Source organism: Pseudoalteromonas haloplanktis ATCC 14393, from assembly GCF_000238355.1.
Classification (GTDB): Bacteria; Pseudomonadota; Gammaproteobacteria; order Enterobacterales; family Alteromonadaceae; genus Pseudoalteromonas; species Pseudoalteromonas haloplanktis.
Genome location: NZ_AHCA01000011.1, coordinates 79,921 through 103,512, shown reverse-complemented (window position 1 = coordinate 103,512; position 23,592 = coordinate 79,921). Strand labels below are relative to the sequence as shown.

The following is a 23,592-nucleotide window of genomic DNA, read 5'->3' as shown; positions in this document are numbered from 1 at the left end:
GCATGCCAATTAAATAAACTCTTTATTATCATGTGCTTATAGTTTTTATGATGTGGCTAAATGAAAGTGATGGGAATAATTTACAACTTCACCTGTAACTTATTCCTGACTATATAAATTTGCTTTAAAGCTCTATTTATTTGGTAAGACCAATTGATCTGGTGCGACTAATTGCAATAGTCATATACAAAAAATGCTTGTGATGGCGCATTGCACAGAGGTTTATCTTGGCTTGCACTTATAATTTATAGCTATATTCACTATTTTTATTATCTAGTTCTCGTAAAATTATCGCAAAATGTAGAGTGTTAAATTTAGTGTTAGTATGTTAGTTTTATATTAATTGGTTTTACCAATTTACAAAGTGTTGGACTTGCTCTGTTTCTTTGTTATCATTGGTGCATAATTATTTAAATAAAGTGATTTTTTACCTAATCTCGAGGTTGGGTAAATGAAGTCAAGGGGAGCAGCATGGATATAGGTCAGTTACTAGCTACAGCAGCAAACTTAATGGTCACCGGTATGGTAGGCGTATTTGTTTTTCTTTCGTTGTTGATTTCAGCAATCATCATTATGTCTAAATTAGCGAGCCGTTTTGAACAGCCGGTTGCAGCGCCTACGCGTACGCCGTCAATCAAAGCACCAGGTGTGCCAAGTGCACACATTGCTGCGATCAGTGCAGCGATTGCTCAGTACAAAAATAAACAAAAACTATAAGGGGTGACTTGTGGCTAAATTAAAATTAACCGAATTAGTACTTAGAGACGCACATCAATCATTATTAGCAACGCGCATGCGTTTAGATGACATGCTGCCAATTGCACAAAAATTAGATGATGCGGGCTATTGGTCTATTGAGTCATGGGGTGGGGCAACATTTGATTCATGTATCCGTTATTTAGGCGAAGATCCTTGGGAGCGGATCCGTGCTTTGAAAAAAGCCATGCCAAACACCAAGCAACAAATGCTATTACGTGGTCAAAACCTGTTAGGTTACCGCCATTATGCAGATGATGTGGTTGAAAAGTTTGTCGAGCGAGCGCACAAAAATGGCGTTGATGTATTCCGTATTTTTGATGCCATGAACGATGTTCGTAATCTTGAAACAGCCATTAAAGCCGCAGTAAAAGTCGGTGCTCATGCACAAGGTACTATTTCATATACAGTTAGCCCAGTACATACGCTAGATATGTGGCTCACTTTAGCTAAGCAGCTAGAAGATTTAGGTTGTCATTCAATTTGTATTAAAGATATGGCAGGTTTACTTAAACCGTATGATTGTGAGCAGTTAATCAAAGGCTTAAAAGAAACGGTCTCTATTCCTATCGCAATGCAATGCCATGCAACAACTGGCTTAAGTACAGCCACTTATCAAAAAGCGATCGATGCAGGTATTGATATGCTTGATACCGCGATTTCTTCGATGAGTATGACATATGGTCACAGTGCAACCGAGACAATTGTATCGATTGTTGAAGGCACTGACCGTGATACTGAACTTGATTTAAATCAGTTAGAAGAAATTGCGGCTTATTTTCGTGATGTTCGCAAGAAATATGCGGCATTTGAAGGCAGCTTAAAAGGCGTTGATGGCCGTATTTTATTAGCACAAGTGCCAGGTGGCATGCTAACAAATATGGAAAATCAGCTTAAAGAGCAAGGCGCAGCTGATAAACTCAATGAAGTGTTATTAGAGATCCCGCGTGTTCGTGAAGATTTAGGCTTCTTACCTTTAGTGACGCCAACTTCGCAAATTGTCGGCACACAAGCAGTATTAAATGTACTTACAGGTGAGCGTTATAAAACAATTACTAAAGAAACCGCCGGTGTTCTAAAAGGTGAATATGGTGCAACACCTGCAGCCATGAATAAAGAACTACAAGAGCGTGTACTTGATGGTGCAGACGTAATTACCTGTCGCCCAGCAGATTTATTGCAGCCAGAACTTGAAACCCTGCAAGCAGAATTATTAGCAGCTGCAAAAGAGCAGGGTTTAAGCCTAGCTGATGAGCAGATTGATGATGTATTAACGTATGCTTTATTCCCACAGATTGGCTTGAAGTTCATTAAAAATCGTAATAATCCAGATGCTTTTGAAGCTGTGCCAAGTGCAGAGCCTGCGAAGAAAGAGCAACCTGCAAACAATCAGCCAAGCAACAACAATACCGTTAAAGCAGAACAATACAGCGTAAAAGTTGACGGTAAAGTGTATGACGTTGTCGTTGCACAAGGTGGTGAACTTAAAGAAGTAACACTTAAAGACAGTGAGCTTATTCCACAATCAGCGTCGGTTGCTTCTGGTGAAACACTGAACGCGCCTCTAGCTGGTAACATCTTTAAAATAAAGGTGAAAACAGGGCAAACGGTCAACGAAGGCGATGTTGTGATCATCATGGAAGCGATGAAAATGGAAACTGAAATCCGCGCTACTCACACAGGTACTATTGCTGAAATTCTCGTTGCTGAAGGTGATTCAGTGGCAACGGGTGATGCTATGATTTCGTTAGCTTAGGAGACAGAGGATGGAAGCTGTATTAAACCTCTGGCAGGCCACAGGTATTGCTAATTTTACATTCCCTGCGCTTATTATGATCGCAGTGGGGTGCTTATTGCTGTATCTCGCAATTGCCCGTAATTTTGAGCCATTATTATTATTACCTATAGGTTTTGGTGCGATATTAACAAATATCCCAGTAGCAGGTTTGTCAGACCCTGGTGGCTTACTGTACTACGTATACCATATTGGTATTGATACCGGTGTTTTCCCGCTATTAATATTTATGGGTGTAGGAGCATTAACTGACTTTAGTGCATTAATCGCTAATCCGCGTATGTTATTACTGGGAGCTGCGGCGCAGTTTGGTATTTTTGCGACTTTATTTGGCGCAATTTTACTTAACTATGTGCCTGGCTTTGAGTTTACTCTGCAAGATGCATCGGCTATAGCGATCATCGGCGGCGCAGATGGCCCTACAGCTATCTTCTTAGCGTCAAAGTTAGCGCCTGATTTATTAGGGGCTATTGCGGTAGCTGCCTATTCTTATATGGCGTTGGTGCCCATTATTCAGCCGCCAATTATGCGTGCATTAACGACCGCAGAAGAGCGAAAGATTCAAATGCCACAGTTACGTACAGTATCGAAAAAGGAAAAAATTATTTTCCCATTAATGGTGCTTACATTAACAATGCTATTTTTACCCGCAGCTACGCCGTTAGTCGGTATGTTCTGCTTAGGTAACTTAATGCGTGAATCTGGTGTGGTTGACCGCTTAAGTAACAGCGCGCAAAACGAGATCATAAATATCACGACCATCTTTTTAGGCTTAGCTGTAGGCTCAAAGTTGGCTGCTGATAAGTTTTTAACGGTAGAGACGCTTGGTATTTTAGTACTCGGTGCCTTGGCTTTTGCAATTGGTACGGCTTCAGGTGTATTCATGGCAAAAGGTATGAATAAGTTCTCCAAATCTCCTATTAATCCATTAGTAGGTGCTGCAGGTGTATCAGCTGTTCCGATGGCTGCACGAGTAGTTAACAAAGTGGGTCTTGAGAGTAATCCGCATAACTTCTTGTTAATGCATGCTATGGGGCCAAACGTTGCCGGTGTTCTTGGTAGCGCCGTAGCTGCCGGTATTTTGCTCGCCTTAGTAGGGTAATAACAGACAACCAAAGCTGCTTAACTATGTTGAGCAACTGTAAGTAACTTTTTACTTCCAACCGACTGGCGCAGTGTAGACTGCGCTTTTTTTTGCTCGCCTTTTGGGTATACTCGATGGATATTCAATAATACCAATCGTGTTAAGTTACTGACCATTTATTTAGCTCGCTAGAATGGTTAAATATTTAAGTCGATTGGTATAAATAAGGACTGATATGAATATTTTCGTAATTTTAATTTCACTGTTTATTGCACTCATCATTCTTGTGCCACTACTTGAAAAGTACCAGTCAAAAATGGGCCTAGATGGCGCGACTAAATATGCCAAGTACATTTGGCCATTAGTGATGATTTCATTGATAGTGCAGTTGATTTATGTGTTGGTGAGGTAGAGCGCAGCCGTCAGTTTTAGAGCCGCTAGGAGCGGTAAGCTGTAAGTTTTAAGGCTGCTCGGCGTTAAAATAGGCTACGTAGGTTGGGTTGAGCACCGCGAAACCCAACGAAAAAATACCCTTTCAGTCTGCATCAAAGAAATGCATTATCGAATGTTTTTATTTCTTCACTTTGGGCAAAGCCTTTTAAGTGACTTGATATATTTTTTAAACTATAATGTACGACATTACCGTACATTAATGAGGTTTTAATTATGGATAGCATCAGTGTCAATCAATTTAGAGAAAACTTAAAAACATACGTGGAACAAACCGTTAGTGATCATGAGCCTATAAAGGTTACTAGGCGTGCAGGAGATGCATTTATAGTAATGAGTGCAGATGACTGGGAACGAGAGCAGGAAACTTTACATGTTTTACAGAGTAGCAGTTTAATGCAACAAATCGCTGACTCAATGAAAACTCACACAGCCAATTCAGGTTATAAACCAACACAAGAGCAGCTAGATGAGATCATTAACCTTTGAGGGGAAAACTTGGCTCACCTATGAACAATTACGAGTGAAAGATAAAAAGTTGCATACAGCTTTATGCAAAATACTAAAAGAAATGATGCACTCAGATCCAAGTAAAGGCTTAGGTAAACCAGAGCCTTTAAAGCACAATTTATCAGGATTATGGTCAAAGCGGATATCACAAAAAGATCGGTTAATTTATAAGTTTGATGATGAGTGCATATATATTTTCGCCATTGGTGGGCATTACGACGACCATTAGCATTAGGAAATAACGAAGCTGTAGAATTAATCCAGCAGCCAAATTCAATTAAAAAACGAAATCCTAAAATTAATTCTAAGCTATTAATTAATATATTTGGAACCAATAAAACAGCTATTTTCTTAAAATATAATCGTACAGCTTAAATACCGAATTAAGCGGATAAAAATAGTGGGTTATAATGTGTAGAATAGCTTACTGCTTGCTTATTTGTATGGGCTCATTATGTGCTTAGTTACACCTTCTGTACTAGGATACATCGACATATGGTTGACGTCTAAAATATTTAATTGGTCTCTTAAAAGCGCTTTCTTTGAAGCGTCAATTGTTATTGTTTTGATTGACCTTAGGCTATTATGACTGAAACAATTAGGATTACGTAAATCGTCAAGCTCAACCAGAACCTCAGGATAAGGAAAAATAGTAAAACAAGCATCTTGAGCAATAAGTCGCTCGTTAGTGTGTTTGGGGTAATAAAACTCTAAATGTCTATATGAGTCTTGACTTGCAGAAGATAGCGCAGTGATACTGACTGCTCAACAAAAAACCGTTGCTATTTGCATAGCAACGGTTTTATATTTTCTGACCGCTGACCGCTGACCGCTGACCGCTGACCGCTGACCGCTGACCGCTGACCGCTGACCGCTCTTACTTAAGCGCTAACTGTAGCTCTCTGTTGCGCTCTAACTGGGCTAAGAAGTTATCTGCGATTGGCTTGAACTTAGCAAGCTCGTCGCGTGGTAACGGCTCAGATTTAGGTAGCTTAACAGTTTTAGGGTTTCGGTGAACGCCGTTAACTAAAAACTCATAGTGTAAGTGAGCTCCGGTTACTCGACCTGTTGCGCCGACGGTGCCAATTTTTTGGCCTTGCTTAACCTTTTGACCTGTTTTAACCATACGTTTATTTAAGTGTAAGTACTTAGTTACGTACTGAGTACCATGGCTAATAAATACATAATTACCATTGTACTTGCTGTAACCTGATTTAATTACTTTACCATTACCTGATGACACAACGGGTGTGCCTGTGCGTGCTGCGTAATCAATACCGTTATGGGGTTTTACCGTTTTAGTAACCGGGTGCAAGCGGCGTGGGTTAAAGCTTGAGCTAATATACTTAAAGTTAACCGGGGCACGTAAAAAGGCTTTTTTCATGCTACGGCCTTCAGGGGTATAAAAAGTATCGTCGCTATGGCGAATAGCCGCGTAGCGTTGGCCTTGGTTAATAAACTCTGCGGCAATAATTTTGCCTGTTCCTATAAATTCGCCATCAACATAGTGCGACTCGTAAATTAAGCCGAATTGATCGCCTTTACGAATATCGTTAGCAAAATCCACATCCCAACCAAAAATATCTGCAAAGTTCATAATTTGACGTTCGCTCAAACCAGCTGCAATACCTGAGGTCCAAAAGCTATTGGTAATTTCGCCACCAGTAGATTTAGTGAGGGTTTCGATCTCTTTACTGTCGATAGAAGTATCGTAATTACCTTCTTCGTTCAAGGTTACAAATAAAGTATCTGTTTTTGAGATCACATAGCGTAGTTGCGCTAAAGAGCCGTCCTCTGCGGTGGCAAAACTAAGCACTTCACCAGGATGAATTTTAGTTAGTTTACGTGTTTCCGCATTAGTATTAAGTAATTTATGAACGGTTTGCGCGTTAAAACCAGCGCGCTTGAAGATAAGTGCTAAATTGTCACCGTTTTTTACTTCAAAATCGACTAGGTCATATTCTGGTAATTTTGCTGCGTCTTCTTGCGAATTTAATTCAGTTAATTGTTCAACGTCATCAACTTTAATTTGTAATTCGTAGCGTTTACCAATTTCTAGTGCATCAGCGCTATTGTCTTTAGAGGCAGTTGCTTTTTCTGAAGGTATGAGTGTTAAAGCAGCAATAGCAGAAACTAAGCCTAGAATAAGCAATTTGTGTTTTTTTGGGAGTTTGTGCACAACGCGAACCATAACGTGCCTTTTCCTGCTGTCAAGATAATTAATCACTAATATTGCAGGATATACTTAATAAAGCGTTAATACCAGTGTTTTGTAGATTTAAACTGGCGTTAATTTACGCTAGAATCCCTAGGTTGACTGAATTTTTTGGAGTAATACACAGTGGATTTACAAACCGCTCTAGCAGAGATTAAACGCGGTGCAGAAGAAATATTAATTGAAGACGAATTAGTTGAAAAGCTGAAGTCTGGTAAAAAGCTAAAGATCAAAGCGGGTTTTGATCCAACCGCACCTGACTTACACTTAGGCCACACAGTGTTAATTAATAAAATGAAAACCTTCCAAGACTTAGGTCATGAAGTCATTTTCTTAATTGGTGATTTCACTGGCATGATAGGTGACCCTACGGGAAAAAATGTAACTCGTAAACCGCTTACCCGTGATGATGTACTAGCGAATGCTGAAACATATAAAGAACAAGTATTTAAGATTTTAGACCCTGCTAAAACAACTGTTGCGTTTAACTCTACTTGGATGGAAAACCTAGGCGCGGCAGGTATGATCAAATTAGCAGCACGGCAAACGGTTGCTCGTATGCTGGAACGCGATGATTTTAAAAAGCGTTATGCAGGCGGACAATCTATTGCCATTCACGAGTTTCTGTATCCTTTAGTACAAGGTTGGGATTCAGTGGCACTTGAAGCGGATGTTGAGCTTGGTGGTACGGATCAACGCTTTAACTTGCTAATGGGTCGTGAGCTGCAAAAAGACGAAGGACAAAAACCGCAAACTGTATTAATGATGCCTCTATTAGAAGGCACCGACGGTGTGCAAAAAATGTCTAAGTCATTAGGTAACTACATTGGTATTACAGATGCGCCGAACGATATGTTTGGTAAAATTATGTCTATCAGTGATGAATTGATGTGGCGTTATTATGATTTGTTAAGCAGCTTATCAATTGAGGAAATTGCCGCACTAAAAGAGAACGTTGCGCAAGGCACCAACCCGCGCGATATTAAAATTGATTTAGCAAAAGAAATGATTGCTCGTTTTCATAGTAATGAAGCGGCAACAGAAGCGCATGAAGACTTTATTAAACGTTTCCAAAAAAATGCGTTACCAGATGATATCCCTGATATGACTGTAACCATAGATGAAGATACGGTATTTATCACGAACTTACTTAAAGAAGCTGGTTTAGTGGCAAGTACTTCAGAAGCGATGCGAATGATCAAACAAGGTGCGGTGAAAATCAATGGCGAAGAAAAAGTCACTGATACTAAGCTAGAAATTGCAAAAGGCACGACGGCAATTTATCAAGTTGGTAAACGTAAATTCGCAAACATTACCTGTGCTTAATGAATAAAGAATGAAAATTCAGTTAGATATTTAAGTAATAAAAACCAGCTTCGGCTGGTTTTTTTCTCTCTGTATTCTATACAATTGTTTTAACTATCTCTGCCCCAAGTATTATCAGTAGCCAAAAACCACGGGCTTGATTGAGTCGATTGATCAACACCGGAATATCATCTGCTTTTGGTAAGCGTTCGGTGCCAATGCGCATTTTATCAAAACGAACTCCTTGGTATATAGCAGGGCCACCTAGTTGCACGCCAATAGAGGCTGAGCAACAACTGAGCAACCAGCCACTGTTGGTTTGATAAAAGTGTCGGCCATAATGTTTGATATAATGAATGCTCAATTTACTCGCTTTACTAGCTGCAATAGTTAATGCGAGTAGCCGAGTGGGTAGCCACTCAATAATAAACAACAAGCCACTAAGTGACTTTAGAAAAGGGCTATTAGGCAATAAATCTCTGCGCCAAGCTTGATGGATCAAAGTAAGTAAGCGATAAGCAAGGGCAGCCATTGGCCCAAACAGTAAGTAAATAAATATTACGCTAAAATAGTGCCGAGCAACTCTGAGGATCAACGCCTCCATAGCGGCTTTACAAATCCCTGGGCTAGATAGTGTATTAACTTGACGGGCAAGTAGGGGCTTTAATAACTCGCGAGCAGTGGCTTTTTGGTTTTGTTTGAGCAGTCGTGCAATTCGTAGCGTTTTGCTTTCTACTGTGCACCACTCTAGGCTTAGATAAAGGATTAATCCTGCTAAAAGTTCGGGGTAGTAGGCAAATTCAAGCAGCAGGATCACTAAGGTCATGATCACTAGAAGGACTAAAGTGAAACATAGCGAAGAGGATAAATACTGGTAACTTGTGGATTCTGTACTACGATAAACACGTTTGGCTAGTGCGTTAAATACTGCGCCTAAAAATGTGTTTGGGTGATACCAGCTTACTAAAGGCAAAAAGCGCTCAGCAAGGAGCGCTAATATAAATACAATAAAGTCCACATGTTGTTGAACTAAATTGGATAACACCTTATAGCGTTACCGATGTTAGTTTTTCTAGTAATGCCACAACCATTTTAGATGAATTAATAGAAGCAGTTTCTAGGTATTCTTCAAACGACTGTGGTGATTCTTTGCCGGCAATGTCAGACATTGAACGGATCACAACAAAAGGAGTTTCTAAGCTAAAACATACTTGTGCAATTGCAGCACCTTCCATTTCAACGGCAAGCATTGTTGGAAAGTCTGCACGCGCTTTATCAATGCGTACTGGATCACACATAAATGAGTCTCCCGTACAAATTAAGCCAACCATAGTTTTAACATCGCCGATTTGGGCAATGCTTTGCTCAGCTGCGTCAATTAATTTAGGGTGTGCGGCAAACCCAGCTGGCATTTGCGGTACTTGGCCAATTTCATAACCGAATGCGGTTACATCAACATCGTGATGACGTACTTCTGATGAAATAACCACATCACCAACATTTAGTGATGGCTCAAAACCACCTGCAGAGCCTGTGTTGATCACGCAATCAGGTTGAAAGTTATCGATCAATAAGGTGGTGGCGATACTTGAGGCTACTTTGCCAATACCTGATTGCACTAAAGTTACTGTATTACCAGCTAACTCACCAGTGTAGAAAGTGAAACCAGCTTTAGTTAGCACTTGTGGATTTTGCATTGCTGCACGCAAAATTTTAACTTCTGGCTCCATTGCGCCAATAATACCAACATTCATAATTTTAAATTCCTCGAATTGAATGCCATGATTATACTGTAAAAATAAGAGTAGGGTAAAACAAACAAAAAATGCGAGCGTATAAAGCTCGCATTTTATCGTTTAAGGCAGCTTATATTTCAGCTAAAGCAGTGGAATGTGCTTTGGCTTGAGAAGGAGAGAGTACCGCAGGCTTAGTAACTCGATTACGAGTAGGGCGTAAACTTGCCGTCGCTGGTTTACCAAGCTTAAACATAATTGCTTCGCGTACTTCACTCGGGCGATAGCCAGATTTTACTTTCATGCGAATGTGTGGGATCCCAGCGGCTTCTAGTGCGCCGTTAACAAACCAATCGCGTTGTGCTTTATGGCCATCTTTGTTGGCGTTATTAACTAAATCAACGGCCGCAACAATGGTCATTTTTTCTTTGTCGATTAATACATAGTCAAGCTGTTTGTTTTTTGCTTTAGCGATTGCTGCACGTTTAGCTTTAGGTGACAAACCTTTCTTACAATCAATGATATCGATTAATTTCACGCGGCTAACAATTTTGAATTGGTCGCCTACAGCGCGCTCTAAAAGATTAAGGAAAGAACTTTCAACTTGCGTAAAAACACTGGTTTTACGCGTGAATGGGTAAGGATTTCCGCCATCGTCGGTAAACTTTGACGCAACAACAGATGCCCCAACCACTAATACTAAAATTGATAATAAAGCGAATTCCATACGGTAACTCCACAACAACAAATTGACACTGTAATTCTAATAGCAATTTACGTGCCCAGTTGGTGCAAAGTTACACTTTAATAACCATTAAGTTATGGCTGGTATCCGCCATCAATTCCTTTTACAGCAATCGCTACGGCATCATGGGCGTGAAGTGATTCATAATGGTTTATTTGTAACCAGTAATCAGCGTATTGTGCATCTTCTAATACTGCTTTTATTTTACGAGCAGCATCTTCACAGAACATTAAATTCTGACCATTTAAACGAGCAAACTCTTGCTCATCTTCGCGTTTAACAGCTGCTTGAACTGGCGTTTTAAGCTCACCTTCTAGGGTATCTATCAGGCTTAAAATATCAAACTCAGTGATATTGCTCGCAAGTTTAACTTTTACATTGGCGATAGAGCGCTGTGAATGAGGGGTTGCCACAATGCCGTCAGTACTACCAAGCCAGTTGAGTACATGTTCATGATTTAATGTTTGCCTACTAAATTTTTCAGCAAACGCTTGTTGAATAAGCTGACGTGCTAATGCTGCAGAGCAAGGACATGTTGATGAATAAGTTACATCAAGGCTCAGTTCAAAACTTAGCACACCGCGGTCAATTTTTGCCTCTATTGTTAGCGGGTAGCTTTTCCAGCCAGCTTTGCCGCTTAACAGTGATTTTCTGCGCAGTGGTAATTCAAATTTGAATTCAATTTTAGCTTGATCGGATAGCCCTTCATGACTGGAGATAAAGGTATCTAGCGCTTGGGCAATCGTCAGCGGGTTAACCTGTTGCTCAGTGGATAAAGTATCGAGTGCTAAAAATAACCGTGACATATGGATGCCTTTGGCGTCTTCTTTATGTAAGTTAACAAAAGCGCGGGCTTTAGCATTGACATGAATTGCTGCAAGATCACGAGACTCGAATATAAAAGGCAGTTCAATATCAGCCATACCAACCCAGTCTAATTTACCTGATTGTAAGGCGGGAGCCGTATCTGCTATATCGGGCATGTTGCTTTGCATGAAAAATCTCGTAATTGACAATTGTAAAGCGCGGTATTTTACACGAAAAAATCTAAAAATACGTGGTAGATGAAAATTTTCTGTTTTCGTCGCGGAAGATGAAAATAGTTAATACAAAAATGCTAAAATCATAGCAATAGTAATTTTTTATGTGTAGCTGTGTAATCAGCTGACTTTTATATACACAAACGTATAGTTAAGAGACAGATTTATATGATCGATTCCTCTTTGAGCCCATGGGCTCGAATACTTTCCAGTTTAATTACTCGATTTGGTGAATTCAAAACCGCAACTATTTGTTATGCATTACTATTAGTGCTCGCATTAATACTATCGTGTATGTTTTATTATGTTGCGGTGGGCACAGTAACGCTTGTCGATGTGCTTGCCGTGATGTTTTTTACTGCGGTTGTGTCTCCTATTATTATCAGCGTCCTGATCAACTCTATTCGTCAGTTAGATGCCTCATATGCCTATTTAGATAGTGCCACTAAACAAGAAAAGCTATTAAACCAAACATTAAAAGATAATATTAATCGGCTAAATGTTGAGATAGACGAGCGTAAAATGGCTTTTCATGCCAAGCATCGTGCAATTGAAGAGCTTAGACGAGAAATTGTTGAACGTAAAAAAACGCAACAAGAACTTGCACAACAGGGCATGTTATTGCGATCTATAGTCGATTCCTCACCTGACTTATTTTATTACCGGGACAACAATGGCGTGTTTGCAGGCTGTAATAAAATGTTTGAGGAAGTTATTGGGAAATCGAGTGAGGAATTAATCGGTAAAACGGCAGAGGAAATTTACCCAACGCAATATTTACCGGAAGTACTCATTACAGATAATAAAGTTGAAAAAACCCACGCAGCATTAACCCTAGATGTTGAATACCCTGTTGGCAATGAAAAGCGTTGGTTTGAAATGCGAAAACTACCGTTTATTAATGATGATGGTGAGTACATTGGTTTGCTTGCGTTTGGCCGTGATATCACCAGTCGTAAAGAAGCTGCGCAGGCACTTGAAACTGCGTATAAAGATAAAGGGAAATTTATTGCCACTTTGAGCCATGAATTACGTACACCACTTAACGGAATTGTAGGTTTAACCCGAATGCTGCTTGATACCGACTTAGATAAGCAACAACGAAGCTGGTGTAATACGGTCTTTTCAAGCGCTGAAACGTTAGGCAATATTTTTAACGATATTATTGATCTAGATAAAATTGACCGCGAACAGCTTGATATCGTGACTGATTCTATCAATGTATCTGACTTTATAAATGATGTTGTTAACTTTGCAGGGCTAATAGCAGAGCAAAAAGGCCTAGAGTTTGAAATTAAACGCAAGGGTATGTTGGATATTTACGCACAGTTAGATCCAACACGCTTACGACAAGTTGTTTGGAACTTAATTAACAATGCCGTCAAATTTACCCAACAAGGTAAGGTGGAATTAGCGTGTAACCGAGAGAACCGAGCAGATGGTGCGTGGTTGGTAATGAAAGTCACCGACACCGGCCAAGGCATTCCACAAGAACAATTACATCGTATTTTTGATATGTACTATAAAGCCCCCGACTTAAATGGCACAAATGCAATTGGATCGGGTATTGGTTTAGCCGTAACTAAAGCGCTGGTAACTGCCATGAAAGGGCAGTTACATGTTAGCAGTACAGAAGGTGAGGGTAGCTGTTTTGTAGTAGAAATACCGTTGACTCTATGTATTGCGCCAGCTGAGCATAGTTATGTTGGCCGTAGTTTAAATATTCTTTTGGTTGAAGATGTGCCACTTAATGCTGAAATCGCCACTAACTTACTTGAACAGCGTGGCCACGAAGTGATCTGGGCTGAAACAGGTGAAGATGCGCTGTCGTTCGTTGAAACAGAAGATGATCTCGATCTTGTATTACTTGATATGCAACTTCCAGATATTAACGGTGATGAAGTTGCACGCCAGATCCGTGCCGATAGTCATTTTGATAAGTTACCTATTGTTGCGCTGACGGCCAATGTTCGCAGTGCTGAAGAAGAGCTGCAAGGGATCTCAATTCAAGGTGCTTTAGCTAAGCCGATCAATACCACTAAGCTTGATAAAATGTTGGCGGAACTATTTGATATAAAACAGCAACACCAATGCGCTGAGACGCGTTTGACAGTGAGTAAAGAAGCCAGTGTAAATATCAATGTTGAGTTATTGGATGTTGAGACCATTGAAGACTTTGTTAACTCAATGGGTATTGTGATCTTTAAACGTAGCAGTAGTTTATTTGAAAAATTGAATCCGCAATACCAGCAAGAATTAGCTGCATCATTAGCTGATGGAGATCGTGAAGAATATAAATCCGTAGCACATAAACTCAAAGGCGCAGCTGGCTCTGTTGGTCTAAATGATGTGCAATTGCATGCTAAGAAAATGGAACACGGTGCGATTGAGGAAAGTGATGAAGAATTAAAAGATTGGCTAACTATATTGGCAGATAAAATAAATGAAGGGCAGCAGGCCCTTCATTTATTCTTACAGCAATTAGAACGTTAATGCTGCAGGTATTTGCTAAAAAAGATATTAACTATCAATTTTGCCAATGAAACGATAACCTTCACCATGGATGGTGCTGATCAGCTCAGATGTGCTGTTATCACTTTCAAAATGTTTACGAATACGACGGATCGTTACGTCAACAGTACGGTCATTTGCACGAAGTTCACGACCAGTCATATGCTTGATCAATTGCTCGCGGCTAAAAATACGGCCTGGAGAGTCAAGCATTAAACGTAGTGCTCTGTATTCACCTTTAGGTAAACGCTTAGCGTCACCATTTGGCGATGTTAAACAGCGGCTATTTTCGTCAAGTTCCCAGCCATTGAAGGTGATCACACCATTTGTTTCAAGGCTTGATTCTTCACCGCCAAGAGCAGTACGAGAAAGCAAGTTACGAGCACGAATAGTTAGTTCACGAGGATTGAACGGCTTAGTAATATAGTCGTCCGCACCAATTTCTAGGCCTAATATACGGTCTACATCATTATCACGACCGGTTAGGAAAATAAGTCCAACGTTACGCTTTTGACGTAATTCACGCGCTAAAATTAGCCCGTTTTTGCCTGGCAGGTTGATGTCCATAACTACAAGGTTCACATCATCATTATTTGTAAGCTTGTCATGCATGTCATCGCCATCAATGGCTTCAATAACTTTGTAACCTTCAGCTTCAAATAAACTAACGAGGTTTAGTCGAGTTACGTCTTCATCCTCTACAATCAGAATGACTGGCGTTTGCATTATTAATTAACCTTTTTCGGAATATTTTATTTACAATTAATTCGGTATTGTATTATAAAACCGAATACTAGTGATTATAGGAGTATATCCAATTGTTAACAAGTAAAATCAATTCGGATGAAATTTAGAAACAGCTAATAACCGAGATTGCACTTTAAAACTACTGCGCAACAACTGCTGTTTATTGATATACAGTCGGATTTTATTCCCTTCTTGGATCAAAGAAATAACGCCACCTTTTTCTAAAAAATTAATACTCTCACCAACTGTTAAGGTATTTAATGAAATGGTATCGATCCAAAGTGGAATTATATCATCTTCCATTGTTTCATCAATGTATGTGATATCACAAACACGAGAAAGTTCAGAAATTTGCTGATTTTTATCAATTAAGACAGTTTCAATCGGTCTATTGTTAATTTTCAGGCTAGAATTACTCTTTAATAACTCGCCAACCCCCTTTTTAATGTTGTAAAAACAAAAAGTCACCGGCCGATTATTGCTAATTTGGGGGAACTCTACAAATTTTGCAATCTGAAATAAAAAGGCGGACTTAACTTGCTCTGGTGATTTAGCCAGTACAAAGCATGGAAAAGCGATTATCAAAGCCAGGAGTAAACCGCTTAGTTTCATATTCGACTTGCCTCGGTTAATGGCAAGGTGATAATAAAACGGGTTCCAGTTGAATTTTGGTCATCAAAATAAACACTCCCGCCTAAGGCTTGAGTGACTAAATTGTAAACTAAATGCATACCTAAGCCACTACCGCCTTCGCCACGCTTTGTTGTAACAAAGGGGTCAAAAATACGTTTTTTAATACTCTTATCAACGCCAACACCATTATCAAAGTAGTTAATGGTCAGGCTGCTTTCGTTTCGCTCAACTGTAATTTCGATTTCATTGTTTTGATTATCTCGAAAGCCATGGATGATAGAGTTGCTTAATAATTGTTGCAGTACTTGCTGCAGTGGCCCAGCTTTGGTTTCAAACATTAGTTGCGATGAACAATGAATAACAATGTTAGGGTTTTTTACGAGTAATTCTGTACGCATTGAAACGATTACATTGCTGAGCAAATCATGCATATTAATCAGCGAACTTAGTTCCCCGTCTTGATTCACAGCGACTTTTTTAAAGCTGGAAACCAGCTCAGCCGCACGATTTAAATTTCGATAGATAAGATCTAAGTTTTCTATGCCATTATCAATAAAACGTTTTAGCTGGCTTGAGGTTAACGTTTTTTGATCAAACCCTTGGCTTATTTCTGCCAGCTTATCACGTAGTAAAGTGGAGCCGGTGATCCCCAAACCTATGGGCGTATTCACCTCGTGGGCAACACCGGCAACCATTTGTCCTAGAGAGGCCATTTTTTCGCTTTCAACAATTTGATTTTGATATTGATGCATTCGCTCTAGCGTTGTTAGTAGCTCTTGGTTAGCTTCTCTGAGTGCGATGGTACGTTGATTTACTTTCTCTTCTAAACTTTGGTTTAATTGCTTAATTTCTTGTTTATCATTTTTATGCCGCTCGATTTGGTTTTGAGTGCGAGTCAGCATGATATTTAAACTATTTGAAAGGGTATTTATTTCGGAAATATTTGTTTTTTTGGCTCTGGCGTCATAATTATGATTTTTTGAGACATCCTGCAGTAAGGTGCTTAACTGGTCAATTGGGTCGGCAATACGTTTTTGAATGCGCTTTGCAACAAAATAGACCAACACTAAAACGAATAATGTTAAAAGAATATCGATAAGGATTTTTTTATTAATATAGGCATTGAGACGTTCTAGTCCACCACGAATATAGACGTAGCCTTTAATATTGCCCTCGTAGTTGATCGGTTTGATCAACTCTACATAATCTTCGGTGATCTTTGGTTGCTGCAGCTGTTCAATGTTATCTACACGCAGCGGCACAGGTGGGGTTTTCTTGGCATTGAAACTGGTAAAAAATACAGGTTTGTTTGAAATATCATCGATCGCATAAATGTGTATGTTTTTAACGAGTGGAATGCTTTCAAAAGATTTAAGTCGTTGCTCTTCGGTTTTTCTATCATCAAACAATACTGTAACTTGCGCATTAAATGCGATAATTTCAGCTAAAATATTGAGTTTGTTTATTATTAAAAGTTTTTGTTCTTTTACATCAAGGTAAGTAGATATTGAAATTGATAATGATAAAGACAAGGCTGTAACAAGCATCACTGCGCTGATCAGAGCTTTACGAATACTTGTTTGCGACGTTGATTTAGGCATTATTATGATGAAAGCCGAATATATAATTGGGATAGAATTACCATAAGTCTAGCAAAGACCTATCAAAGTAACTAAAAAATATCCTAAGTTTGTTGTAAAGCTACCTATTTTTATTTTCAGCAGCTTTTTGAGCGCGTTGCGGTATTGAGCTTTCGGCTTAATTAGCTGCTATATACTGCAAACTTATTGGTTTTATGCACCGTTTGATACTCACCAAATTGGCTTTCTAAAATAGGTGGATATTTTAAGAAACTGTTTGCAACAATTGTTAATTTACCTTGTTTAGTCAAATGCTGTTTCGCGCCACTTAAGAATTGTTCTGCTACGGTATAATCAGTCGCAATACCGGTATGAAACGGCGGGTTTGAAATAATTAGTTCGAACTTTCCGCTTACCTTAGCTAAACCATCACTTAATAAAGCTTTGCCGCTGATATTATTAAGCTTTAGTGTTTGCTCCGTTGCATAAGCGGCAAGGGCGCTGACATCTGTACAAGTAAAATTCAATGCTGGATTTTTCAAACCCAAAAAAGTGGCAATAAGACCTGCGCCACAACCAAAATCGAGTACATTCCCTGACTTAATAGTTGGTGCATTCTCAAGCAATATTTTAGTGCCACCATCAAGTTCGCCGTGGTTGAACACGCCAGGAATGCTAATCGCATTAAAACTCAAGCTAGCAACATCAACATTGAATTGTTTGTGGTAACGAGTGATTGCAAATTCAGCTAATGTAGTTATTTCTGTAAATAGATACAAAGCACAATGGCGAGCACTGTCAATTTTATTACTGTATTCACAGTAACTGCTAAATTGCTTTTCAATTGATTTTACACCACTTTTATTTTCACCAACCACCAATAGTTCGGCTTCAGGGTTAATAACTGCACGGATATTATCCAGCGTCATCAGTGCTTCTGGTTTGGCTTTAGGGTAATAATAAATAACTAAATCAAAATTGTGTGCCGCTATTTCATGGCTTACGCAAACATCAATACCTTTGATGCTTTTTGCAAACTCGCCATTTGCATGGTTGTAGCTAAAAGCACTAATCCTACTGTTAGGGTTTAGCTGTTGAAGCTGTGACAAAAAACCATCTTGGACAAAATTAACCACTAAAATAGAGTCTGCCTTGAGGTTTTCGCTATTACGAAGTAATAATGAACTAGGGTTGGTTAATGCGCTCATAAATGGCTTTGCCTTTGATTAAGTATGTTATTAACTAATGCGTTCAAACATTAGGTCCCAAACACCGTGACCTAAACGGTGGCCACGTTGTTCAAATTTCGTCAATGGGCGCAAATCTGGGCGTGGTACATAGTCGTTTGTCTGTGATTGGTTTGTAAAGTGCTCAGCTGCTTGCATGACTTCAAGCATGTGTTCAGCGTAATTTTCCCAATCAGTAGCCATATGAAAAACACCGCCAATTTTTAATTTACTACGGAGGCTTTCAACAAATGCTGGTTGCACTATACGGCGTTTATGATGACGCTTTTTATGCCATGGATCAGGGAAGAACAACTGCACTGTGGTAATGCTACCTTCAGCAATGCAATCAGCAAATACTTCAACCGCATCATGTTCAAAAATACGTAAGTTACTAATTCCTGCTTCATCGGCATCCATTAAACAAGCGCCAACACCTGGGCGGTGAACTTCAATACCGATAAAATTAAGGTGTGGTGCGTTTTTAGCCATCTCGACTAATGATTTACCCATACCAAAACCAATTTCTAAAACAACGTCGTTGTCATTACCAAATACTTGCGCTAAATCAAGCATGCCATTTTTGTGCTCAAGACCCATTGTTGGCCAGCACTTTTCAATTGCAGCAGCTTGTCCTTTGGTTAAACGACCTTCGCGTTTTACAAAGCTGCGAATTGTACGAATATATTTACCTTCTTGCTTTGCTTGCTCAAGGTTATCGTTACTTGAATCACTCATATATTTTGGCCTGATGAAAACAACATGTCATAAAATGGTGGCGTATTATCCCTGACCACGGGCTTGATCACAAGGTTTTATCCTTTGTGTATGTTCAGAACTTGATATTTTAACTCACTGCAATAGACTGCTTGCCATCAAGGGTCGAGTTATAAAAGTAATTATTTTGAAGTTAAACAACAGTGACGCAAACTGGTTTTCAGGGCAGGTTGTCGATTGGTATCACTTACATGGCCGTAAAACCTTGCCATGGCAGCTGAATAAAACGCCTTATAAAGTATGGGTGTCTGAGGTTATGTTACAGCAAACTCAAGTTGTAACAGTTATTCCTTATTTTGAAAAATTTATGGCAAGCTTTCCCGATATTATTGCTTTAGCGGATGCAGATGAAGATGTGGTATTACATCACTGGACTGGTTTAGGTTATTACGCCCGAGCTCGAAATCTGCATAAAACGGCTAAAATAATTCGTGATCAATATCAGGGAAAGTTTCCCACAACGTTAGATGAAGTTGTCGCGCTGCCAGGAATAGGGCGTTCCACCGCTGGAGCGGTGTTATCGTTATCACTTGGTCAACATCATCCTATTTTAGATGGTAATGTAAAACGTGTGCTTGCTCGCTACTTTATGGTCGAAGGTTGGTATGGTGTTAAAAAAGTTGAGAACCAATTATGGCAGTTAACAGAGCAGCTTACACCTAAAGAAAGTGTGATTGAGTTTAACCAAGCTATGATGGATTTAGGCGCAAGCCTTTGCTCACGTAGCAAGTTCGAATGTGAGCTTTGCCCATTGAGTACACGTTGCAGGGCATTTAATGAGGGAGTGGTTAAGCAGTTTCCGCACTCTAAACCTAAAAAAATCGTACCTAAAAAAGAGTGTTATCAACTGATTATTCAATGCGATGACCAAGTGTTAATGGAAAAAAGGCCAAACTCAGGGATTTGGGGCGGGTTATTTAGCTTTTTTGAATTTACACAAAAAAGCCAACTTGATGCTTTTTTGGTACAGCAGGGGCTTGGATTAAACACCACCGAAATAACACCATTTACCCATGTGTTTTCACACTTTGAGCTAACTATTAACCCTCATGTGTTAAATGTGAGTAAAATCCCCGATGTAGTTAATGAGCGGCAGTTAGTTTGGTACCCGTTAGATCAGTCAATTGAAGTCGGTTTAGCTGCACCGACTAAAAAGCTGGTTAAACAAATTAGCACAATGGTTTACACTAGCTAATATCTTTCGTTTTAATACAGCATAAGAGATCAATTATGTCACGTACAGTATTTTGTCAAAAGTTACAAAAAGAAGCCGAAGGCCTTGGTTATCAACTATACCCTGGTGAACTTGGTGAAAAGATTTTTAATAATATTTCTAAGGAAGCATGGAGCCAGTGGCAACATAAACAAACTATGTTGATCAATGAAAAGCATTTGAACATGATGGATCCAGAGCACCGCACGTTTCTAGAAGAGCAAATGGTTGGCTTTTTATTCGAAGGCCAAGAGGTGGAGATCGAAGGTTATCGCCCACCAGAGAAATAATTTATAGTTAAAAAGGGCTACTGAAGCCCTTTTTTAATGCTTGCTATTAAATCAGGTCATCTTGCTCTTGGGCGTTACGTACTTGCTCTTTTAAATATTGCGCAACTCGAGAGTATTCAATTTCTAAATTATCACGCAATTCAATTAATTGATCACTGGTTAAGTCTTGCTCTTTACAATGGCTCTCAAAGTCACTGGCGAGCTCGGCAACTTTTTCAGCACCAATGGTTTTCGATATTGATTTTAACTGATGGCAAGCTGAGATAATTATTTCATAATCAGCAGTCATCACACCAGTATTAATTTCTTTAGCTAAAATGTGACTTTGCTCTAAGTACATTTTAAAGAAGCGTAATTGTTTTGCTTCATCATTGTTAATGTATTTGGCAAGCATCTCTAGGTTAATCGGTGCTGTAGGCTTATTTTGTGTTGCTACGACAGGTCCTTGCTTGCTTACATTACTCCAGTTGTTAAGGGTTGCTTCTAGTGTATTTAATTCAACCGGTTTAGTAATAAAGTCATTAATTCCCACGTTTAAACAGCGTTCTTTTTCACCTTTAAGGGCATTTGCTGTTACAGCGATAATATAAGGTTGAGCATTTATATCTTCTAGCTGAGCGGCTTCATCACGGATTTTTTCGACCATGTCATAGCCTGACATTTTAGGCATGTGTAAATCAGTTAAAATTAATGGGTAATGGCCGCTTTGCCACATTTTTAAGCCTTCTTCACCATTTTCAGCAACCTCTACGCCAAACCCGAGTAAATGTAATTGGTCAGTGAGTACTTGCTGATTTAAAATATTGTCTTCAACAAGTAGTACGAGCTTGTTTTCATCGCGAGCTTGTTCAATATTTAAATAGTTATTAAGGGTTTTAACTGGTTTAACTTCTCTAGGTATGTGAAGGCCAGCAGCAACCAACAGGGACATCATAAAGTTTGATTTACACAGTGGTGCGGCATTTAGGTAAAAAATGTTTTTATGGTTAATAGCTGTTTGGTCTAACTTACTAAGTACCACAACTTGCTGGTTATTATCTTCAAGCGTATACAATAATCGGCGTAGCAAAGAGTTGGTCTTATCCATAGTATCAACACCATCAAGCACCCAAATAATACCGTGAGTGTCTTGATGCTGTTCAATTTCTTCTACCGTTTGTGCTGTAATTGTTCTAGCACCCATAAATGATAAGTAACGATTTAAAGTTTGCTTTCTGGTTGGGTGCTCAGTAACAAGTACAACTCGGTGATCTTTTAATGTGTTTTTATGAGCATATTTAATTTTGTTTTCTGTACTAAATGGCAGCTCTACAACAAAATCACTACCAATCCCGATGTTGCTAGTAACACTGATTGAGCCGAGCATTAGCTCGGTCAAACTTTTACAAATAGATAAGCCTAAACCAGTACCACCGTATTCACGGGTGATAGAGCCTTCAGCTTGAATAAATGGATTAAATATTTCCCGAAGCTGAGTTTGACTCATGCCTTTACCATTATCACTTACTGTAAAACGTAAGGTGAAGTGATCTGTGGTATTTTGTGCTACTTCTACCGAAATGCGCACATAGCCTACGCGGTCATCATTGCTGCTGGTAAACTTAATTGCATTACTGCATAAGTTATAAAGTACTTGGCGGACACGTACCGTATCACCGATTAAATTAACTGGTATATCGGGAGCGATAGCTAGGTCTAATTCTAATTGACGCTTTTTAGCCACAGATGATAATACTCTAGCAACTTCCTCGATTGTATCTGACACTGAAAATGGCGTTGGATCGATGTTGAGTTTACCGGCTTCAATTTTTGAAAAGTCTAAAATATCATCCAAAATCCCCAATAAAGAAAAGGCCGATTCACGAATAATCGTAGTTAAGCGATGTTGCGCGCCATTTAGTTCGGTTTGCCTTAATAAATCAATTGTGCCGATAACACCGTTCATTGGCGTACGTATTTCATGGCTCATAGTTGCTAAGAATGTGGTTTTTGCTTCGCTGGCTTGTTCAGCTCTTTGGCTTGCATTTTCAAGTGCTAAGGTACGGTTTTGTACTTCCGTTTCAAGGCTACTTTGTAGATTCTGTAAATCTCGTTGAGCGATATCATTATTACTAATTGCGTTTTGTACTTGTAATAATAGCTGATTGATATTTTTTGCCACAATATCAAGGCCAATATCTAGTTGCTCATCGACTTTGGTGTTGTAGCTGTTAGATTTTGTAATGCTTTCTAATTCATGGGCAAGCATGTCACTGCTTTTGCGGATCCGATTATTGAGGTAAGCATTAAAAAACAGTGCCAGTAAAAATAAGCTGACAACAGCAAATCCAGCAATAGCCATTGAGAATACTGATGAGTGTTGGGGCAACACGGCTGATGAATTGGATTTTTGTTGAATAATCAATTCACCAACGGGTTGATCATTTAAGTTTAGTTGATGGTGAATAATACCTTGTTCAACTAAGTGTTGGTTTAGTTTCACAGCTGCAATTACTGACTCATTACTGGCGAAAACTAATTGTGCTTGTGTTGTTGGAGTATATCTATATAAGTAATAATCAAACTCAGCATTCAGTGCGACACTTAAATCGAGTAGTTTGTTTGCATTATCTTGCCCTGGGCGAGTTAATGCGTTTACTAAAGGTGTATCTAGTTGCTCGGCTAACTGCAGTAAGCTTACGGAGTTTTGCTCTGCGTTAGCATTTTGTGTGGGGTAAAAGGAGTACGCAACTACAGCGAGTGCGGTTACTGCTAGGTTTATAATTATAAAAAGAGGCAACAGGCCTTTTACAGGAGAAGAAAATTTACTCTGCATTTATTATCCAACTTGTCTATTATCAACCGCAATCTAAACAGTCGCTTCTGTACTTGAAATCAATCCTATCATTTACCAGAAATAATTCACTACGTTTTTAGTGCCTAGATAAACAAAGCATCATTGAAATACCTATGTAGTGCCCAAAATAAAAAGTTATTGCTGCA

Annotated in this window: 21 protein-coding genes; 10 read left to right on the top strand and 11 right to left on the bottom strand. The window is 39.3% G+C overall.

Annotated elements, in window-relative coordinates; genetic code table 11:
• The first annotated feature begins 471 nt into the window (after positions 1-471).
• From PHAL_RS0118110 to PHAL_RS0118080, 6 genes are all read left to right on the top strand, one after another.
• Positions 472-717: an OadG family protein gene (locus PHAL_RS0118110; RefSeq protein ID WP_016709847.1), complete on the top strand. Its 246-nt coding sequence runs from the start codon at positions 472-474 to the stop codon at positions 715-717.
• A 10-nt stretch (positions 718-727) separates the two neighbouring features.
• Positions 728-2,512 (top strand): sodium-extruding oxaloacetate decarboxylase subunit alpha, encoded by a 1,785-nt coding sequence (gene oadA / locus PHAL_RS0118105; protein WP_016709846.1) that lies wholly within the window; start codon positions 728-730, stop codon positions 2,510-2,512.
• Positions 2,513-2,522: 10 nt separating this feature from the next.
• On the top strand, positions 2,523-3,653 hold the full coding sequence (locus PHAL_RS0118100) for a sodium ion-translocating decarboxylase subunit beta (RefSeq protein WP_016709845.1): 1,131 nt from the start codon (positions 2,523-2,525) through the stop codon (positions 3,651-3,653).
• 217 nt (positions 3,654-3,870) lie between these two features.
• A complete protein-coding gene (locus PHAL_RS24400) occupies positions 3,871-4,047 on the top strand; it encodes a hypothetical protein (RefSeq protein WP_016709843.1) in 177 nt (58 codons plus the stop codon).
• Positions 4,048-4,301: 254 nt separating this feature from the next.
• Complete coding sequence (locus PHAL_RS0118085; RefSeq protein WP_016709842.1) at positions 4,302-4,574, top strand: type II toxin-antitoxin system Phd/YefM family antitoxin; 273 nt, start codon at positions 4,302-4,304, stop codon at positions 4,572-4,574.
• Complete coding sequence (locus PHAL_RS0118080) at positions 4,555-4,824, top strand: Txe/YoeB family addiction module toxin (protein ID WP_016709841.1); 270 nt, start codon at positions 4,555-4,557, stop codon at positions 4,822-4,824. Before PHAL_RS0118085 ends, PHAL_RS0118080 begins: the two co-directional genes overlap by 20 nt.
• A 648-nt stretch (positions 4,825-5,472) precedes the next feature.
• Here PHAL_RS0118080 and PHAL_RS0118075 read toward each other — a convergent pair.
• Complete coding sequence (locus tag PHAL_RS0118075; protein WP_016709840.1) at positions 5,473-6,786, bottom strand: peptidoglycan DD-metalloendopeptidase family protein; 1,314 nt, start codon at positions 6,784-6,786, stop codon at positions 5,473-5,475.
• Positions 6,787-6,936: 150 nt separating this feature from the next.
• Between PHAL_RS0118075 and tyrS the strand changes: the two genes are divergently transcribed.
• Positions 6,937-8,136, top strand: coding sequence for a tyrosine--tRNA ligase (gene tyrS, locus PHAL_RS0118070; protein ID WP_016709839.1), 1,200 nt, complete (start codon positions 6,937-6,939; stop codon positions 8,134-8,136).
• A 76-nt stretch (positions 8,137-8,212) separates the two neighbouring features.
• On the opposite strand, the gene PHAL_RS0118065 is transcribed toward tyrS, so the two are convergent.
• The 4 genes from PHAL_RS0118065 to folE2 form a co-directional block, all read right to left on the bottom strand.
• Positions 8,213-9,160: a cobalamin biosynthesis protein CobD/CbiB gene (locus PHAL_RS0118065; protein WP_016709838.1), complete on the bottom strand. Its 948-nt coding sequence runs from the start codon at positions 9,158-9,160 to the stop codon at positions 8,213-8,215.
• 1 nt (position 9,161) lies between these two features.
• Positions 9,162-9,869 carry a 5'-methylthioadenosine/S-adenosylhomocysteine nucleosidase gene (gene mtnN, locus PHAL_RS0118060; RefSeq protein ID WP_016709837.1) on the bottom strand — a complete coding sequence of 236 codons (708 nt, stop codon included), beginning with the start codon at positions 9,867-9,869 and terminating at the stop codon, positions 9,162-9,164.
• A gap of 112 nt (positions 9,870-9,981) precedes the next feature.
• Entirely contained in the window at positions 9,982-10,575 is a 594-nt protein-coding gene (locus tag PHAL_RS0118055) for a DUF2726 domain-containing protein (protein WP_016709836.1), read from the bottom strand.
• A 92-nt stretch (positions 10,576-10,667) separates the two neighbouring features.
• Positions 10,668-11,588: a GTP cyclohydrolase FolE2 gene (gene folE2, locus PHAL_RS0118050; RefSeq protein ID WP_016709835.1), complete on the bottom strand. Its 921-nt coding sequence runs from the start codon at positions 11,586-11,588 to the stop codon at positions 10,668-10,670.
• Between the two features lie 213 nt (positions 11,589-11,801).
• On the opposite strand from folE2, the gene arcB reads away from it, so the two are divergent.
• A complete protein-coding gene (gene arcB / locus PHAL_RS0118045; RefSeq protein ID WP_016709834.1) occupies positions 11,802-14,126 on the top strand; it encodes an aerobic respiration two-component sensor histidine kinase ArcB in 2,325 nt (774 codons plus the stop codon).
• A 27-nt stretch (positions 14,127-14,153) separates the two neighbouring features.
• Here arcB and arcA read toward each other — a convergent pair whose 3' ends face one another.
• The 5 genes from arcA to trmB all read right to left on the bottom strand — a co-directional run bounded on the left by arcA (position 14,154) and on the right by trmB (position 19,068).
• Positions 14,154-14,870, bottom strand: a complete 717-nt coding sequence (arcA, locus tag PHAL_RS0118040) for a two-component system response regulator ArcA (protein WP_016709833.1) — start codon at positions 14,868-14,870, stop codon at positions 14,154-14,156.
• A gap of 108 nt (positions 14,871-14,978) precedes the next feature.
• Positions 14,979-15,503: a YfiR family protein gene (locus PHAL_RS0118035; protein WP_016709832.1), complete on the bottom strand. Its 525-nt coding sequence runs from the start codon at positions 15,501-15,503 to the stop codon at positions 14,979-14,981.
• Complete coding sequence (locus tag PHAL_RS0118030) at positions 15,500-17,125, bottom strand: sensor histidine kinase (protein ID WP_016709831.1); 1,626 nt, start codon at positions 17,123-17,125, stop codon at positions 15,500-15,502. Before PHAL_RS0118030 ends, PHAL_RS0118035 begins: the two co-directional genes overlap by 4 nt.
• A gap of 161 nt (positions 17,126-17,286) precedes the next feature.
• Positions 17,287-18,312: a 16S rRNA (guanine(1207)-N(2))-methyltransferase RsmC gene (gene rsmC / locus PHAL_RS0118025; RefSeq protein ID WP_016709830.1), complete on the bottom strand. Its 1,026-nt coding sequence runs from the start codon at positions 18,310-18,312 to the stop codon at positions 17,287-17,289.
• A 30-nt stretch (positions 18,313-18,342) separates the two neighbouring features.
• Complete coding sequence (trmB, locus tag PHAL_RS0118020; RefSeq protein ID WP_016709829.1) at positions 18,343-19,068, bottom strand: tRNA (guanosine(46)-N7)-methyltransferase TrmB; 726 nt, start codon at positions 19,066-19,068, stop codon at positions 18,343-18,345.
• A 166-nt stretch (positions 19,069-19,234) separates the two neighbouring features.
• Here trmB and mutY point away from each other — a divergent pair, with 166 nt between their 5' ends.
• Together mutY and PHAL_RS0118010 are read left to right on the top strand one after the other, a co-directional pair.
• The gene (mutY, locus tag PHAL_RS0118015; RefSeq protein WP_016709828.1) at positions 19,235-20,302 is read left to right on the top strand and encodes an A/G-specific adenine glycosylase; all 1,068 of its coding nucleotides are present in this window, start codon (positions 19,235-19,237) and stop codon (positions 20,300-20,302) included.
• Positions 20,303-20,337: 35 nt separating this feature from the next.
• Positions 20,338-20,610, top strand: coding sequence for an oxidative damage protection protein (locus PHAL_RS0118010; RefSeq protein WP_016709827.1), 273 nt, complete (start codon positions 20,338-20,340; stop codon positions 20,608-20,610).
• A 46-nt stretch (positions 20,611-20,656) separates the two neighbouring features.
• Here PHAL_RS0118010 and PHAL_RS0118005 read toward each other — a convergent pair whose 3' ends face one another.
• Positions 20,657-23,425: a hybrid sensor histidine kinase/response regulator gene (locus PHAL_RS0118005; protein ID WP_016709826.1), complete on the bottom strand. Its 2,769-nt coding sequence runs from the start codon at positions 23,423-23,425 to the stop codon at positions 20,657-20,659.
• Positions 23,426-23,592: the final 167 nt, after the last annotated feature.